This is a genomic window from Betaproteobacteria bacterium (assembly GCA_016720855.1).
In the GTDB taxonomy this organism is placed as follows: Bacteria; Pseudomonadota; Gammaproteobacteria; order Burkholderiales; family Usitatibacteraceae; genus FEB-7.
This window is the reverse complement of the sequence record JADKJU010000001.1, coordinates 1-16,480: the sequence shown is the minus strand read 5'-3', so window position 1 is coordinate 16,480 and position 16,480 is coordinate 1. Positions and strand designations below refer to the sequence as shown.

Sequence of the window (16,480 nt, the reverse complement as noted above, 5' to 3'; positions counted from 1 at the left end):
GTCGTGCTCATGGATTCATTTCCGGGGCGGGTTGGCCGCCTTGAAGTCGACGAATTCGAAGGGCAGGTCGCGGGCGCGCATCCAGTCGGCCACCGCGAAGCCGGTGGCGCGCGGCCACGGCTTCAAATTCGCCGGCGCGTGGCGGCGGTATTCGACCAGCTCTGCGCCCAGCGTCACCGTGCCGGTAGCCACCGCGTGGTAGCAGAGCATGACCTCGTTCTTGCGCTCGAAGATGTAGTTCCCGATGAGGTGCGTCGCGACCACGTCGAGGCCGAGCTCCTCCTTCACCTCCCGCACCACGGCTGCCTTCGGGTCCTCGCACGCCTCGAGGTAGCCGGTCACGAGCGCGAACCACCCCTGCGGCCACGCGCGATTGCGCGCCAGGATGATCTCGCCCTCGTGCTCGACCAACGCTCCGACGGCGGGCACCGGGTTCCCCCACTGGACGTATCCGCAGGCATCGTCGGAGCACGCGCGACGCATGAGGCTCCCGCCGTCCTCGTCCGCGATGGCGCGCTCGGAAAGCGGCCTGGCGCAGCGAGGACAGAAGGTGAATGCCTCGGCGCTCATGCGCTTCCCCGCTCGCTGCCTTCGAGCGCCCGGCGCAGGCGGCGAACGCCGCCGAAGACCGCAGCCGCGATGAAGGGCACGGCGATGCCCATCACCACCTCGGGATTCCAGTTGACGCCGCCGGCCTTCGCGGCCTTCGCGAGCACGCCCACCAGCGAGGCCCCGTAATAGGTGATGACCACGACCGAAAGGCCCTCCACCGCCTGCTGCAGCCGCAACTGGATACGGCCGCGGCGATTCATCGCCTCGAGCAGCTGCTGGTTCTGAAGCTCCCGGGCTATGTCCACCCGCGTGCGCAGCAGGGCACTGGCACGAGCCACCCTCTCGGCGAGATTGCCGATGCGGCGCGAGGTGCTGCGGCAGGTGGCGATGGCGGGCGCGAGGCGCCGGTGCAGGAATTCCTCGATCGTGGAAAGGCCCGGAATGCGCACCTCGCGAAGTTCCGAAAGGCGGCGAATGACGAGCGCGTCGTACGCCTCGGCGGCCTCGAAGCGAAAGCGCGAGACGCTCTGCAGGTGCTCCACGCGCGCAGCGAGCTGCGTCAGGTCGTCGAGCAGCCGCGCTTCGTCCTCCGGTGCCGCGCCAGCAATGCGCTCGACGATGGCCGCAAGCCCCGCTTCCGTGGCGCCCAGCTCGGGCGCGGCCTTTCGCGCAACGGGGAAGGCCAGCAGCGCCATCATGCGGTAGGTCTCGATCTCCAGGAGCCGCTGAACCATCCGCCCCGCTTGCCCGAGCCCCATCTCCCGGTTCAGCACCAGGAAGCGAGTGAAGCCGTCCTCGCGAACGCGGAAATCCGTATAGGCCCACCCTCGCCCCTCGGCCACCGCGCCGCCCACGACGGTATCGGCCTCGGTGCGAAACGCTTGCGCCGGCGGCGTGTCCCCGCTGAAGGGGACGAGGTTGATCGAGGCAGCCACCAGGATCTGGCCGGGCATCGTCTCGGCCACCGCAGGCCAGCCGACTCGCTCGAGCACCGCGGCGGGCGGCAAGCCTCCCGCGCCCGCGGCGAAGAACGTGTAGCTGGAAAATTCCGCGTGTCCCTCCCACTTGAAGCGCAGGCCCTCGGCGAGAGTCACCACCGCATGATCCCCTGTCGGCGCGATCGATGCCCCGGCCTCCTGCGCCATCCGCGCAAGGACCTGACGGTGCGCGGCGCGATCCTCCTGGCGGTGCTGCACGGCCAGGTAGACCACGTGCTGTGCGCCTTCGAGCCGCACAGGCGGCCGCGCGTGCACCTCGTCGTTGAGGGTGCGTCGAAGCTCGTGCTCAGGCAGGGCGAAGCTGGGGGAAAGCATGCGTGGCAGTGTCCTGGTTTTCCGGCGCGCGTTCCGCAACCGGGTCGAAGAGGCAAAGATAGCGCACCGCCATGGCTTCAAGCGAGTGGCGGCGCGAAGCCCTGTCCCGAGCCGCCAGGCCGAGCCGATGCGAGCGCCCTGCATCGTCGGCCGCCTCGCCGAGCGCGCAGGCCAGTTCCGCGGGCGTGCACGCCTCGGAGAGCAGCCATCCGGTCTCGCCGGGGAGCACCAGCTCGCCCGTGCCGCCGCTCGCGTTCGCGATCACGGCGATGCCGGCGGCCATCGCCTCGAGCACGGCGTTGGGACAACCCTGGTGCGTCCCCAGCACGATCGCCGCGGTGAAGGACTCGTCGAGGAATTCCAGCCCCGGAAGCGCGCCGCGGAAGGTCACCGCAAGGCCCCGAGCCGTTGCATGCAGCGAGTCGAGGTATTCCCGGTGCCGCGGCTCCGCCTGGCCCACGATATCGAGTCGCGCGCCGGGAAAGCGCGCTGCGACAATGCAGAAAGCCTCGAGGATCGTCCCGAGGCGCTTGCTCGGGGCGATGCGCCCGCTCACCAGGAACCTCGGCATCCCCGGGCAGGAGCCCGCGGCGTCCCGAAGCGCGACCCCATTGGGAATCACCTCCACCCGCCGGCACCAGGGATGCTCGAGATCGTCGAACTTGGTGACCAGCGCATCGAGGCGCCGGTAGTAGTCCGCCGCCCCGAACGCGAGCACCTCCCCAAGCGTCGCCGCGGATTCGAGTTCCTCGTACGCGTACGCCCCGGGACAGGCATCGACAAGCCTCATTCCCCGTGGGGCGAAGCGCGCCACCAGCAGCTTCACGGCCGGGTCGGCATTCCAGAAGCATATGTTTCGCGCGCCGCTCGCGGTGGTGCGCGCGATGATTCCTTCCGCGACGTCGAACGGATCGGCCGTCGGCGCCGGCCGGAAGCAATCGACGCCGGCCCGGGCGAGCCGCTCGGGGAACGCGGGGTGCGTGCTTTCCCCGCACACTGCGATGGCGAAGCGATGTCTTCGCGCGATCGCAGTCGCAAGATTCACGAGCGAGCGCTGCGCGCCACCCGCATTCAGGTTGGCGGTGGCGAATACCGTATCGAGACGGGCGCGGCCCTGCCTGCGCCAGGATGTCGCGAGCGTCCAGGCGCGCGGAAACCGGGGAGCGTGTTCGGCGCAGAGGGATTCGCGAACCGGAAGGCCCGCAAGCCTTTGCGCAAACGCCGTCGCCGGCGCATCGACGGGAAGGAGTTGCAGACGCGAGTGATCGATTTCGCCCTGGCCACCGACATCCGTTGCGATGACGGGCAAGCCAGCCGCCAGCGCCTCCTGGGTGGCGATCGACAGCCCCTCGTGCCGGCTCACGTTGAGCAGCGCGTCGAACGCCGCGTACCACGGCTCGATCGGATCGACGAACCCCGGGAGGCGAAGCGCATCTGCCACGCCGAGCGAAACCGCACGCGATACCGCCCGATCGAGTTCAGCCAGACCGGACCGATCGAGCGTCCCGCCGAGAATGACGAGGCAGGCATTTCTCCTTGCGCGCAAGGCCGCCAGCACCTCAACGGCACGGCTGTGGTCTTTCTGGGCCTTGAAGGCGCCGACCACGCCGACAACGAACGTGCCCGGGCCGATGCCCCACTCTTCGCGGATGCGGCGGCGCTCAGACTCGTCAATGGCCTTCTCCCCCACGCGGGGGCGATGGCGGATGACGACGACAGGAATGAGGCACCCGGACTGCTCCACCTGCGCCCGGACCGAATCGGCACATGCGACCGCGAAGGGTACGCTTGCCGCCGGCCACGACGAGGGATCGTTGCGCCACCCCTCGCGCGTGTTGTGGAGCACGGGCACCGTCCGGACACCACAGGCCCACAGGCGCGCGAGCAGCGCATCGGTCACCAGGTGGGCCGAGACAGGAGCATCCGCGGCGCGCCATCGCGCCCCCATCGCATCGACGAAACTCTCGGCGCTTTCGGAACCCCGCCGAAGCGCGACGATGCCCGCAGGCAGCGAATATTCCTGCCGTCGCCGGTGGATGACAGCCAGCTCGATGGCGCGACCGCGGCCGGCCTCCGCGGACAGCCATTCGATCACGATCCGCTCGGCTCCGCCCCTCGCGAGCGACGGCATGATGACGCGCAGCGGCTGCCTTGCCGCGTGATCGGCAACCGCATCCGGCAACGGCAGGGCAACAAGGAAGTCGGGAGCCGGGAGCATCAGTACGAGGTGCCGCCGGAGTCGCTGGAGTTGCTGGAGTCGCCCGAGTCGCTGGAGGAATCCGTGGCCGCGCCGTCGCCTGTGCCCCCCGCACTCGCCGACGACGCGCTTGCCTCGGCACCGTCCCACCCTGCCGATGCTCCGCCCCCGTCGAACGTACCCCCGAGTCCCGCGAAGGCGGCCGCCGTTGCGATGGAGCGCGAGGAGTCCGACCCTTCCGACGAGAAACTCGAGCGGCTCGACGATGATTCGAACGGCTCGTCCGCCACGGGCGTCTTGAACTCCCAGCCGGCCAGCGACCATTTGAACTCGCGCTCAGGATGCCAGTAGCGCACGCGCGGCTGCTTGGGCTTGCGGACGTCCACGGTGAGCTTGCCCTTGCCCACTCGCAGGACGCCGCCCTCCGGGCTCGTGCCGTAAACAAACTCGCTGATCGGCTTGCCCGCGACGTCCAGCAGCCGGACACGCTCGCCTTTCGGGTCGGGCGCGATATCCGCTTGCGCCGCCGCCTCGAATCCGGGAGGGGTCGCCCAGCGCCAGGCGCCTTTCGTTGCCTTGCGCGCGGCCCGGGCTGCGACGTACTCGACCAGCTTCGCGGGATGGTAATAGGGTTGCAATTCCGGAAACATCGAGAGGAAGAGCGCCTCGTTCTTATCCCGCTGCTTCTGCGCGTCCAGTATCGCGCGGCGCCCCGCGAACATGGAGCGTATCGGCAATACGACGCCGAGGATGAAGAGGACCGCGGCAAAAATCCAGAATCCCAGGTTATCGTCCATGCCGCCTCCCCTTGCGCGCCCTCGTGCGGGCAGAATCAATCAGAGCCTGTCGGTGAGCCAAGCCTCCAGGGACAACAGTGCATCCTTGAGCCCCGCGGGATTGGTGCCCCCCGCCTGCGCCATGTCGGGCCGCCCCCCGCCCTTGCCGCCCACCTGCTGGGCGACGAAGTTCACCATTTCGCCCGCCTTGACCTTGCCCGTGAGGTCCTTCGTGACGCCCGCGATGAGCGACACCTTGCCATCGGCCACCGAGGCCAGCAGGGCCACGCCGCTGCCCAAGCGCTCCTTCACCTTGTCGAGGGAGTCGCGAAGCATTCCGGCATCGGCGCCATCCAGCACCATGGCAATGGTCTTGACTCCCTTGATGTTCCGCATCCCGGCCGCGAGCACGTCATCGAGCTTGCCGGCCGCGAGCTGGCCCTTCAGTTTCGCCACTTCCTTTTCGAGCGCCTTCACGTTCTCGACGACCTGCGCGATCTTCGCGTCGATCTCCTGCGGCTGGGCCTTGAGGGCGTCGGCCGCGCGGGCGAGTCTATCCCGGTCGGCCTGCGCCTGCGCCAGGGCCACGCTTCCGGCGATCGCTTCCACGCGGCGGATTCCCGCCGCAACGCCCCCCTCGGACACGACGCGGAAGTAGCCGATGTCCCCGGTACGCGCAACGTGCGTGCCGCCGCAGAATTCGCGCGAGGTCCCTATGTCGAGCACCCGCACCACGTCGCCGTACTTTTCGCCGAAGAGCATCGTCGCGCCGATCTTCTGCGCCTCGTCGATGGGCATGACGCGCGCCAGCGTGGCAGCGTTGGCCAGTATCTCCGCGTTCACGAATTCCTCGACGCGGCGCATTTCGGCGGCCGTCATCGGCGCATTGTGGCTGAAGTCGAATCGGGTCTTGTCCTCATCGACCAGCGAGCCTTTCTGCGCGACGTGAGGGCCGAGCACTGCGCGCAGCGCCTTGTGCATGAGGTGCGTGGCCGAGTGGTGGCGCATCGTGCGCACCCGCTTGTCCAGGTCGACCTGCGCCGCAACCGTGTCGCCCACCGCCAGCTCGCCCGTCTTCACGGTGCCGTAGTGGCCGAAGACCTCGGGCTGGATCTTCTGGGTGTCCTCCACCGCGAAGAGCGTGAGGCATACGCCGCCCTTGGTGAGTTCCCCACGATCGCCCACCTGGCCCCCGGACTCCGCGTAGAAGGGCGTGCGGTCGAGGACGACCACGCCGGATTCGCCCGCCGAGAGGCTCTTCACGGGGCTGCCTTCGCAGTAGAGCGCCACCACCCGGCCTTCCTCCGAAAGCGTGTCGTAGCCGTCGAAGCGCGTCTTCGCGCCGCTGTACTCGAGCTGCACGCCGGCCTTGAACTTGCTGGCGGCGCGCGAGCGTCCCTGCTGCGCAGTCATGGCCGCATCGAAGGCCAACATGTCCACGGAAAAACCGCGCTCGCGGCCGATGTCGGCGGTGAGATCGACGGGGAAGCCGTAGGTGTCGTAGAGCTTGAAGGCAGTATCGCCGTCGAGCTCCTTGCGCCCGCCGGCCAGCGCGGCATCGAGAATCGCCATGCCGTTTTCCAGCGTCTCGCCGAAGCGCTCTTCTTCCTGCCGCAGCGTGGCGGTCACCCGCCCCTCGGTCTCGCGAAGCTCCGGATAGGCGTCTCCCATCTGCGCCGAGAGGTCGGCCACGAGCTTGTAGAAGAACGGGTGCTTCTGCCCCAGCTTGTAGCCGTGGCGCATGGCGCGGCGGGCGATCCGGCGCAGGACGTATCCCCTGCCCTCGTTGCCCGGAATGACGCCGTCGCAGATCAGGAATGCGCAGGCGCGGATATGGTCCGCGATGACGCGAAGCGAGGGCGATTTGAGGTCCGCGCAACCCGTCTCACGCGCCGCGGCCTTGACCAGCGCCTCGAAGAGGTCGATTTCGTAATTCGAATGGACGTGCTGCAGCACAGCGGTCAGCCGCTCGAGGCCCATGCCCGTATCGACCGAAGGCTTGGGCAGCGGATGCATCGTGCCCGCCTCGTTGCGATTGAACTGCATGAAGACGAGGTTCCAGATCTCGATGTAGCGGTCGCCCTCGGCATCGGGCGAGCCCGGCGGGCCGCCTTCGATTCCCGGGCCATGGTCGAAGAAGATCTCCGAGCACGGACCGCAGGGCCCCGTATCGGCCATCTGCCAGAAGTTGTCGCTCTCGAACTTCCTGCCGCCGGGCTTGTCGCCGATCCGGATGCAGCGATCCGGCGCGACGCCGATGTCCTTCGTCCAGATGTCGTAGGCCTCGTCGTCCGTCACGTACACGGTGGTCCAGAGCTTTTCCTTCGGGATCCCGTACACCTGCGTGACCAGCTCCCAGGCGAAGCGGATGGCGTCCTTCTTGAAGTAGTCCCCGAAGCTGAAGTTGCCCAGCATCTCGAAGAACGTGTGGTGGCGCGCGGTGTAGCCCACGTTCTCCAGGTCGTTGTGCTTGCCACCGGCGCGCACACAGCGCTGCGAGGTGACAGCGCGGTTGTAGGCGCGCTTCTCGGTGCCGAGGAAGACGTCCTTGAACTGGACCATGCCGGCGTTGGTGAAAAGGAGCGTGGGATCATTTCCCGGGACCAGCGGACTGGACGCCACGGGCTGGTGGCCCTGGGAGACGAAGAAATCGATGAATTTCTTGCGGATTTCGCTGGTTTTCATGGGGTGCGCCGGGGCTGCGGGCGAAAACGCCAAGGATACCAAATGCGAACCCCGCCCGACCGGCTCCTGACCCCCGGAGCGCGGCGCTGGCGGCAGATTGACCGCGCGGCGTCGCGCGCTCGCCCCTCAGCGAACTTCCGAGGCCTTGAACTTCGGGTTCTCGATGATCCCGAAGCGATTGCCGAACGGATCCTTCACGGCCGCCACCCGGATGCCTTCTCCAACGTCGGTCACCGGATCGATGACCGTCGCGCCGAGGCCGACCAAGCGCGCCAGCTCCTTCTGCGCATCGTCGACGCCCCACAACGCCTGCGCACCCTCAACGCCGGGCTTCCCGTCGGGAAGCAGGCCCAGCTCGAACCCGCCAATCGAAAAGCCGACATAGAAGGGCTCGTCGAAATAGGGCCTGCGCTCGAGGACCTTTTCGTACCACTCCTTCGCACGGGGAAGGTCCGGGCCGGGATAGATGACCGTACGCAGTCCGAGAATCATCGCATTTGCCTTGGTTGGGTTCGTCTCTGGGCACGCGCGGAACGCAGTTTGACGCGGAACACAAGGCATTACCTGGCCTCTTGCCCCACTCGAGGAGAACACCTCTGCAGGCGTGAGGTCAAGCGTGGCGAAACCGGTTCGACCCGCGCTCCCCCGGTAAACTTTTCGCACATTCCGGCAAGCGAGGAAGGGGGTATTCTGTACGTTCAGCTGCGCGATGCAGCAGGCCCGGCGGGATTCGGATTCAACGTTGAGACGGGAGTGGACTGAGCAGGAACTCCGGGCGATCAGGCCCGGCATGACGAGCGCCGATCTTGCCCGAGCGCTCGCTTGGGCGAACCGCCCACGCGCCACATACGCCGAGCGGATGGATGCTGACGACCGCGAACTGGGGCGCGGCATGCGCAAGTCCAAGCCGCTCCATCTTTCGGGCCCGACTTCGCGTTCACCGTCGCAGGGACGGCGCAGCGTGTCGGGAACGCCCTCTTGGTGACATTACTGGCCAATCGCATCCGCGGTTCATCCCCGCGCGCGGGGAACACGCATCCAGGGGACCTGTCGCAATGCAAGTCGGCGCACTTTCCGGTATGTCCTCAACATGCCTTTGCCTTACTTGCCAAGGTCCGAAAACTTGCTGATCCTGACCGCTCCATCCGGAAACCGTGCGATCACCTCGAGTTCGCCACCCATGGCTTCGATGTGACTGCGCAAGGTGGAAACGTACATATCGGCCCGTTTTTCGAGCTTGGCGATGGAGGGTTGCTGTACATGCAGAACTTCGGCCAGCGCCTTTTGCGACAGTCCACGAGCCTGGCGAAGTTCACTGAGTGGCATCTCCGCCATCAGGGATCGAGCCTTTGCCTCTGCCCGCGCTCGCGACTGCGGCGTCATGCGCGCTCGCAGTTCGGAAAACTTCCTGGCCATGGATTCATCCCTCCTTCCGCAATTGCTCGAGGTGTTCTTCGTAAAGCCTGTCGGCAATTGGAACATTGACTTCGTACCAGCGGTCTTCACCCGTCTTGTCGCCCCCGATCAGCAGGATCGCGCTGCGCCGGGGATCGAAAGCGTAGAGCGTGCGCAGCGGCCTGCCATCGTGCTGCGTGCGAAGCTCTCGCATCCGGCCGTGCCTCGAGCCGCTGATCCCGCTGCTGTGCGGGAATCCCAGACTCGGGCCACGTTCTTCCAGCAATCGAACGGACGCATCGACTGATTCCTGCTCGGCTTCGGTGAGTTCATTCCACCAGCTTTCGAATTCGTCTGTGAATTCGACTTCCCATCGCATGGATGAATATAGCCTCTATGGCATATGCCGTCAATGGAATTATCAAGAGCTGGAATCGGGCACGACCGGGACACGGCATTTCCAGGCGCAAAAAAACTACTGCTTGTACGCGCCAAAGCCGCGCAACAGCCTCATGATCGATTCCATCGGGAAACCCCGGCCATGGAGGAAGCGGATCTGGCGGGCCTTTGCGGCCGCGTCCACCGGCGGCTGCCCGAAGCGTGATCGCCAGACCGCCGCGAGCGCCTCTTCCTGCGCCGCCTTCGAATGGGCCAGGGCCGCCGCGATGCCTTCTTCCCCGATTCCCTTCCCGCGCAGGTGATGCGCGATCTTCAGCGGCCCGAACTTGCGTGACTTGGCGCGCACCGTCTGTTCGATGAATCGCGCCTCGGAAAGCCAGCCGCGCACCGTGAAATCGTCGAGGAGGGCCTCGACATCGACGCCCTCCTCGTTGTGCGGCGCAAGCTTGCGGCGAAGCTCGGCCCGGGAGTGTTCGCGCCGGGCCAGCAGCCCGAGCGCGCGTGTGCGGAGATCCATTTCCGTCGCGAAAAAGGCAAGGCCCCGGCCGCCGCAAATGCGGGCGAACGCAGGGCCCGGCGGCTTCAGTCGGCTTCGGCTGCGTCGGCAGCACCGTGGTCGAGCGGCATCCCGCCCGCGATGCCCACGGCCTCGCGGATCCGCGTCTCGATTTCGTCGGACATCTGCGGGTTGTCCCTGAGGAATTCCCGCGTGTTGTCCTTGCCCTGGCCGATCTTCTCGCCCTTGTAGGCGTACCACGCGCCGCTCTTGTCGACGATGCGGTGCTGCACGCCCAGCTCGATGATCTCGCCGTGGCGGGAGATGCCCTCGTTGTAGAGGATGTCGAAGTCCGCGACCTTGAAGGGGGGCGCCACCTTGTTCTTCACCACCTTCACGCGCGTCTCGTTGCCGATGACCTCCTCGCCTCGCTTGATGGAGCCGATGCGGCGGATGTCCAGCCGCACGGAGGCGTAGAACTTGAGCGCGTTGCCGCCCGTGGTGGTCTCGGGGTTGCCGAACATCACGCCGATCTTCATGCGGATCTGGTTGATGAAGATGACGAGCGTGTTCGAGCGCTTGATGTTGGCGGTGAGCTTGCGCAGCGCCTGGCTCATGAGGCGCGCCTGCAGGCCCATCTGCGGCTCGCCCATCTCGCCCTCGATCTCGGCCTTGGGGGTAAGTGCCGCAACGGAGTCGATCACGACGCAATCCACGGAAGCGGAACGAACCAGCATGTCCGTGATTTCCAGCGCCTGCTCGCCGTTGTCCGGCTGCGAGAGGAGCAACTCGGAGGTATCGACGCCGAGCCTCTGCGCATACTGCGGGTCGAGCGCGTGCTCCGCGTCGATGAAGGCGGCGGTGCCGCCCAGCTTCTGGATGTTGGCGATGACCTGCAGCGTGAGCGTGGTCTTGCCCGACGATTCCGGCCCGTAGATTTCAACGACGCGGCCGCGCGGCAGGCCGCCGACGCCGAGGGCGAGATCCAGGCCCAGCGAGCCGGTGGAAACCACCTCGATGCCTTTTTCGACATCCTTGTCGCCCATACGCATGATCGCCCCCTTGCCGAACTGGCGTTCGATCTGGGTGAGCGCGGCCTGCAGGGCTTTCGTCTTGTTTTCGTCCATTGCGGGGGCTTCGGAGGCACGGGTGGAGATGACTTTGAGCATTGGAATTATCCCATATCGGTAAAGTTGAATTTCCGCCCAGGCTCAGCGCGTTCTGCGCACCAAACCCGCCATCACACCGAAAATTTCCAGGCGCCCCCTGGGGCGAATGACCGGGAAGGCTTTGTTCGCGGGCTTCAGGACGAACGCGCCTTTTTCTCGATCCAGGTACTTCACGGTGAATTCGTTGTCCACGATCGCCACGACGATCTCGCCGACGTTGGCGTTGGGTTGCTGTTCGACCACGATCAGGTCGCCGTCGTGGATGCCGGCGTCGATCATCGATTCGCCCTTCACGCGCACAAGGCTCGTCTTCGACGGCACGCGGATCAGGTAGTCGTCGATCGTGACGAGGTCGCAGCCATCGGCCAAGGCCGGATTGGGCAGCCCCGCCTGCACGGTATCGTGCGCGAGCCGCCGCTCGAAGAACCGGGCCCCGGGCTTCAACTGCCGGTCAGGAGTCCAGTCCAGGTAGCCCGCTTCCTCGAAACGGCGCACGCACTCCGACACCCACGACTTGGCGGAGATCCCCCACAGGGTGGCGAGCACCGAGTAGGAGGGGATGACCTTGTGCTCGGCGTAGTAGTCCTGGAGCTTCTCCAGGTACGCCGGGTCGAGGGGCTGCTGCTGCTTCAACGCCATGGGGCGGGAAACGGTGGACAGAACGATTGTTCGGTAAGCTACCGAACGAACGTTCTGGTGTCAAGCAGCGGAGTTATATACATGACAACCGCAAGCGATGACACCAACCCAGACCCCCAAGGGGCTCCAACCGAACCCCCGGCTACTTCTTCCGAGGCTTCGCTGCCTTCTTCTTTTCCTTCGCCACCTTCGGATCTGGCGGCATCGCCAACATCCGCGACAGGACCTGATCTTCAAGGGCTGGACGCGCAGGCTTCCTTTGTTGAGGCATTAGTCACTCCTGAGTTGATTCGGGTCGCGCTTCGCGCGATACATCCTCATCTTGAAGAAGACGGGCATCTCGATTCCGTATCGGCCCCGTTTGCTGTTGGGGATGCCTTACGCGCTGCACTCCAAGTGCTGATTCTAGGCGCACGACAAGAGCCCAAACATCTTGATTGAATTGCGTCATTCGCAGCGTAATGTCGGCCATCTCATTTAGCGCCGCATGGTCCATTTGCTTTTCTTCAAAGCGAATCGGTTCTCCATCCTGTGCATTCGTTGTGCTGGAAGCCGATGCTAGATTGAGTTCCTTGTCGTATCGATAGACGGAGTGGCAATAGAAATTGCGAGCGCGGCTAAAGCCTTTGAACGTTTTTATGGCGTTGTTGACATCAGAGACCAGTTTTTCGTCATTAATCTGCTCTCGACATAAGCGGCTAATGAGTTCCAGGCGGGCCTGAGTAGTCCTATGCGAATGCCAAACAATCGCGGCCGACATGGGGCCGCCCTCAATCAGTACCTGCAGCATCGCTAAAAGACACTCGTTGTTCGCCCAGTTGACTACCAGGTTTCCAATCGAGATCAGAAAGGCGGCGTTGTGAGCCGCCTTTCCGTGAATGGGCACTTGCGGGATGCCCCGTTGCTTTGGCGGCTTCTTCACTTTCGCGGGTATCGCTATCCGGCCCTCTACAGCAGCTTTTTTCTGATCCGGCTGCTTTTCTTCCTTCTTGGCTTTTTTGAACGTCAGGCCGCCTGCATCCATGCGCGGATAGCGAGCCTGTTCATTTCCGGATAGCAAGCCCTCAATCGTCAGAACTTGCAGTTTCGGAAACTTCGCACCGGTGAGTGGTGATGTGTAATAACCGGTCCCAACGCTCTCGCTCACCATGTTCTTCGTTGGGTCAACCAGTGTCACGAAGAAGCCTATCGCCGCCCGTTCTCGGTCGATGACATGCGCGAAGTCGCGCACCATCGCCACACTGGACGTTCTCGCCGCCCTTCACGCTGACAACGATTTTCTTCGGCATCTTGTCGTCATCTTGGAAGTAGATCAGGCCGTCAATCCCACTGTCCGCGCCCTTCTTCTTTCCTTGGAATGGTTGGGCGTTGACGAGTGAACACGCCCACCACTGGAATTGGTACTTGTCGCGCGCCGCGAGGTTGCGCGCCCCGTCGATGTCCTTCGGCGTGCCGTGGACTTCGAAGGTGATGCCGGGAAAGGCGTCGCGCATGCGCTTCTCAATGAGCGACACGGCGAGATGGGTAATGTCGATGCCGATCCATTGGCGCTTCAACTTCTCCGCGGCGTGCACGGCTGTGCCGCACCCGCAAAACGGATCGAGAACCACGTCGCCTTCGTTCGACGCCGCGGCGATGATTCGCTCAAGTAGCGCCTGTGGCTTCTGGGTTGGGTATCCAAGACGCTCATTACCAGCGGGGTTGATCTTGTCGATGTCATCCCAGATATCGCTGACGGCAAGCCCTTTTAATTCGTCCTTGTAACGCTTGATCTGCGGGAATCCCTTCTTCGGCGGCCAATAAATCTTTCCCTCTTCGTCAAGTCGCTCCAAATTTTCCACCGTGAATTTCCAGTGCGATCCTTGGCTTGTGGGATCGTATCCTCGCCATACACTGCCCGACGATCCGTGTCGTGTACCTGCCGCCGTTAGGCTGTTGCGCCAGTAGAGACGGCCGTCGCCGTCGTCGTATTTGTAATACTTGTCCAGATACTCCTCTGCATAGTCGAGGCGGACATCGTTCCAAACGAACGCGTCACTCTTTCGGTAGAAGAGAATGGTGTCGTGCACGGGACCGAATCGCTTTGCCGAACTGTGCGCGGAGGTGCGCTTCCAGATTATCTCGTTGGCGTAATGTTCCTTGCCGAAAACCCCATCAAGCACAATCTTTAGGTAGTGGCTCGCCGTAGGGTCGCAGTGGAGAAACAGGCTGCCGGTGGACTTGAGGGCTCGATGTAATTCAAGCAAGCGATTCGCCATCATGGCGAGGTACGCCATCATGTCGTTTTCACCAAGAAATTGTCGAAGCGAACGAACAATTTCGGAGACATCGGTATTCTCTTGCTGCATCAAATCCGCGAATGCCGCCTCGGCGTGCTCGCCCCAGTGCCAGGTATCGTCGAAAGCCTCAATCTGCGCGTCCGACTGGTGGCCCTTTGGGGTCTTGAATAGGACGTTGTACGTCGCATTCGAATTGAACGGTGGATCTAGGTAAATTAGATCAACGGACTCGTCCTTGATCGACTCGCGCAGCACATCAAGGCAATCGCCAAAATAGAGTTGATTCGCCATATTGTTCACGGCCTTTGTCACGGCTTACGCTTGCGCGTTAGCCCGCCGATATGTCAGACGCTTTCCGCTGATGCCCTTGAGCGCTTCGTCGGTGCGATGGTCGTCCGTCACGCCAAGCGCGGTGCGCGTGTTGTAGCGGAAATCAAATTCCTTCATGTAGCGGAACAGGTGTTGCTCGCCAACATGGTGGAACGTTCCGACCAGCCCGCGCTTGAGAATCGAGAAGAAGCCCTCGACAGAGTTCGTCGTGACGCCATCGCGCGAGTATTCGCCCCTGCGATGGCTCACAGTTTCATGCTTGGCGAAGATGCGATGAAGCGGCTTGTAGAAGCTGCTCTCGTCAGTGTGGACGGTTGCAGATGCAGTGATGTGCTTGCGGAGGGTCTCGCGCAGCACGCCGCCGTGAATCGTCTGAAACTGGAAGGAGCGTGCTTTGCCACCACGCTCGATCAGAGAAACAACCTTCATCTGGTGGTGCGGGCCAGCGCCGCGCGAGCCGGTAGCCTTGAAGGCGCCTTTGCGCTTCTTGTTGCCCCAATAGGTCTCGTCCACTTCGACAGGCGCACCAGAGCCGCAAAGGGGCGCGGGCGCATCGTCGCCCATCGCCTCGCGGATGCGGTGCGCCATGAACCACGCCGTCTTGTAGGTCACGCCAAGGGTGCGGTGCAGTTGGTGCGCGCTCATTCCCTTCTTGGACGAGCAAATAAGGTGCGTCGCCAGAACCCACTTGTGCAGCGGAACCTTGGAACGCTCGAAAACCGTCCCGACCGTCACCGTGAACTGGCTGCGGCAGTCGCCACAGAACCACAGACCGGCGCGGTGGGATTCTCCCGCAAGCCGAGAATTGCGCTCCGTGCCGCCGCAATGTGGGCAGACCGCGCCATTGGGCCAGCGAAGCGCTTCAAGATGCTCGCGGGCCGCGTCGTCGTCGGTGAACCGGGGCAGGGAAAACAGGGCTTGTGACATGGGCCTCCAACAGATGGCCCAATTCTCGCCCTTCAAGCTGCGTGTGTCAAGTATATAATTCCGTCAAGCAGCTTGAGAACCGGACCCTCAAAAAAAGGGGACAGACCACTTATTCCGTTGTTCTCGGAGAGAAAGGGGTCTGTCCCCTTTTTTACTCTTGCGCTCCCTGGCCTTCCCGGGCGACGAGCGCCAACAATCCTCGAGCGCCTCGAGCACCGCCTGCTGCCGGATGGCGGCCCGGTCGCCGCCGAAGATCTCGAACTTCGTCTCCACGGCGCCGTCGAGCGAGGCCCAGGCGAACCAGACGAGGCCCACCGGTTTCGCCGCGGTTGCGCCGCCAGGGCCGGCAACGCCGGTCACGGCAACGACCAGGTCCGCGCTGCTCTGGTGCAGGGCACCCACGGCCATCTCGCGCGCCACCGCCTCCGACACGGCGCCGTGGGACCCGATCGTTTCCTGCTTGACGCCGAGGAGGTCGACCTTGGCTTCGTTCGAGAGTGGGTGACGAAGCCGCGGTCGAACCACGCGGCCTTCCGCCGTCCGCGTGGACGGCCTCACCCACGCCGCCGCCGGTGCGATTCGGCCGGTCGCGACGACGAGGTGCGCGCGAACGCACGCCTCGCCGAGTTGCCGGGACAGCTCATCGATCTCGTTCATGCGGTCTCCCCCGGGCGTGCGCGGTACCAGTACCGATAGGCCATCGAAAACCCGAACGCGTCGTAGAGTGCGACGGCGGGGGCGTTGCCTTCCTCCACCTGCAGGTACGAGCGCCTGGCGCCCCGCTCCCACCCCCAGCGCAGCAGCGCCGCCACGATGGTGCGCGCAAATCCCCGCCGCCGCCCGCTTTCGCGCGTCACCACGTCGAAGAGCCCCACGTGCCCGTCCTCGAGGATGGCGGTCCCGTCGCTATTGGCACGCCTGCCTCGAGCAGGGCTACGGGCCGCATCTCGGAGCGGCAGCGCGGCCAGTCGCGCGACGGGGCGCTGCGGTGCGCGATGGGCGAGCCGCGCAGGTCGCCCACCATGTCGAACCATTCCTCAATGCGCGGACAGTCCACATCCGGGCCGGCGAGAGTCGCGGAATCGATGGCCGCCGCGCGCACCTCGGTCGGGCTGAAGGACTCGTACCCCAGCGCGGCGAGCATCCCCTCGAGTTCCGGCGGATCGGTGTGCATCGAAACCCTGTAAATGGCGGGCAGGCCGCGCTCGACATAGCCGCGCGTTCGCAGTGGGCCACCCTTTCTGCGAGAGCGGCAGCCGCGAGGATAGATGGCGTTGATCGATCGGGCGCGCTTGGCCTTGCCTGGGGAGGCGCAGCAGCCAG

The 16,480-nt window shown here is 64.6% G+C and carries 14 protein-coding genes and 2 pseudogenes; all 16 read right to left on the bottom strand.

Going from position 1 to position 16,480, the window contains the following annotated elements; all coding sequences use genetic code 11:
- Nucleotides 1-15: 15 nt before the first annotated feature.
- Nucleotides 16-570 carry an NUDIX domain-containing protein gene (locus tag IPP91_00080; protein MBL0140499.1) on the bottom strand — a complete coding sequence of 185 codons (555 nt, stop codon included), beginning with the start codon at nt 568-570 and terminating at the stop codon, nt 16-18.
- The gene (locus IPP91_00075; GenBank protein MBL0140498.1) at nt 567-1,865 is read right to left on the bottom strand and encodes a DUF3422 domain-containing protein; all 1,299 of its coding nucleotides are present in this window, start codon (nt 1,863-1,865) and stop codon (nt 567-569) included. The genes IPP91_00080 and IPP91_00075 overlap by 4 nt, the downstream gene beginning before the upstream one ends.
- On the bottom strand, nt 1,837-4,083 hold the full coding sequence (locus IPP91_00070) for a glycosyltransferase (protein ID MBL0140497.1): 2,247 nt from the start codon (nt 4,081-4,083) through the stop codon (nt 1,837-1,839). The genes IPP91_00075 and IPP91_00070 overlap by 29 nt, the downstream gene beginning before the upstream one ends.
- Nucleotides 4,083-4,859, bottom strand: a complete 777-nt coding sequence (locus IPP91_00065; GenBank protein ID MBL0140496.1) for a hypothetical protein — start codon at nt 4,857-4,859, stop codon at nt 4,083-4,085. Before IPP91_00065 ends, IPP91_00070 begins: the two co-directional genes overlap by 1 nt.
- 39 nt (nt 4,860-4,898) lie before the next feature.
- Nucleotides 4,899-7,523 carry an alanine--tRNA ligase gene (gene alaS / locus IPP91_00060; GenBank protein ID MBL0140495.1) on the bottom strand — a complete coding sequence of 875 codons (2,625 nt, stop codon included), beginning with the start codon at nt 7,521-7,523 and terminating at the stop codon, nt 4,899-4,901.
- A 126-nt stretch (nt 7,524-7,649) separates the two neighbouring features.
- Nucleotides 7,650-8,015 carry a VOC family protein gene (locus IPP91_00055; GenBank protein MBL0140494.1) on the bottom strand — a complete coding sequence of 122 codons (366 nt, stop codon included), beginning with the start codon at nt 8,013-8,015 and terminating at the stop codon, nt 7,650-7,652.
- Nucleotides 8,016-8,624: 609 nt separating this feature from the next.
- Entirely contained in the window at nt 8,625-8,939 is a 315-nt protein-coding gene (locus tag IPP91_00050; GenBank protein ID MBL0140493.1) for an XRE family transcriptional regulator, read from the bottom strand.
- A gap of 4 nt (nt 8,940-8,943) precedes the next feature.
- Nucleotides 8,944-9,297 (bottom strand): type II toxin-antitoxin system RelE/ParE family toxin, encoded by a 354-nt coding sequence (locus tag IPP91_00045; protein MBL0140492.1) that lies wholly within the window; start codon nt 9,295-9,297, stop codon nt 8,944-8,946.
- Between the two features lie 96 nt (nt 9,298-9,393).
- The gene (recX, locus tag IPP91_00040) at nt 9,394-9,834 is read right to left on the bottom strand and encodes a recombination regulator RecX (GenBank protein MBL0140491.1); all 441 of its coding nucleotides are present in this window, start codon (nt 9,832-9,834) and stop codon (nt 9,394-9,396) included.
- Between the two features lie 65 nt (nt 9,835-9,899).
- A complete protein-coding gene (recA, locus tag IPP91_00035) occupies nt 9,900-10,940 on the bottom strand; it encodes a recombinase RecA (protein ID MBL0140490.1) in 1,041 nt (346 codons plus the stop codon).
- A gap of 84 nt (nt 10,941-11,024) precedes the next feature.
- Nucleotides 11,025-11,621: a LexA family transcriptional regulator gene (locus IPP91_00030; protein MBL0140489.1), complete on the bottom strand. Its 597-nt coding sequence runs from the start codon at nt 11,619-11,621 to the stop codon at nt 11,025-11,027.
- Between the two features lie 274 nt (nt 11,622-11,895).
- A pseudogene (locus tag IPP91_00025) lies at nt 11,896-14,191 on the bottom strand (restriction endonuclease).
- A 24-nt stretch (nt 14,192-14,215) separates the two neighbouring features.
- On the bottom strand, nt 14,216-15,157 hold the full coding sequence (locus IPP91_00020) for an IS1595 family transposase (GenBank protein MBL0140488.1): 942 nt from the start codon (nt 15,155-15,157) through the stop codon (nt 14,216-14,218).
- An 87-nt stretch (nt 15,158-15,244) separates the two neighbouring features.
- Nucleotides 15,245-15,814, bottom strand: a pseudogene (locus IPP91_00015) (CinA family protein).
- The gene (locus tag IPP91_00010) at nt 15,811-16,032 is read right to left on the bottom strand and encodes a GNAT family N-acetyltransferase (protein ID MBL0140487.1); all 222 of its coding nucleotides are present in this window, start codon (nt 16,030-16,032) and stop codon (nt 15,811-15,813) included. The pseudogene IPP91_00015 and the gene IPP91_00010 overlap by 4 nt, the downstream one beginning before the upstream one ends.
- Nucleotides 16,011-16,331: a hypothetical protein gene (locus IPP91_00005; GenBank protein MBL0140486.1), complete on the bottom strand. Its 321-nt coding sequence runs from the start codon at nt 16,329-16,331 to the stop codon at nt 16,011-16,013. Before IPP91_00005 ends, IPP91_00010 begins: the two co-directional genes overlap by 22 nt.
- Between the last annotated feature and the right edge of the window lie 149 nt (nt 16,332-16,480).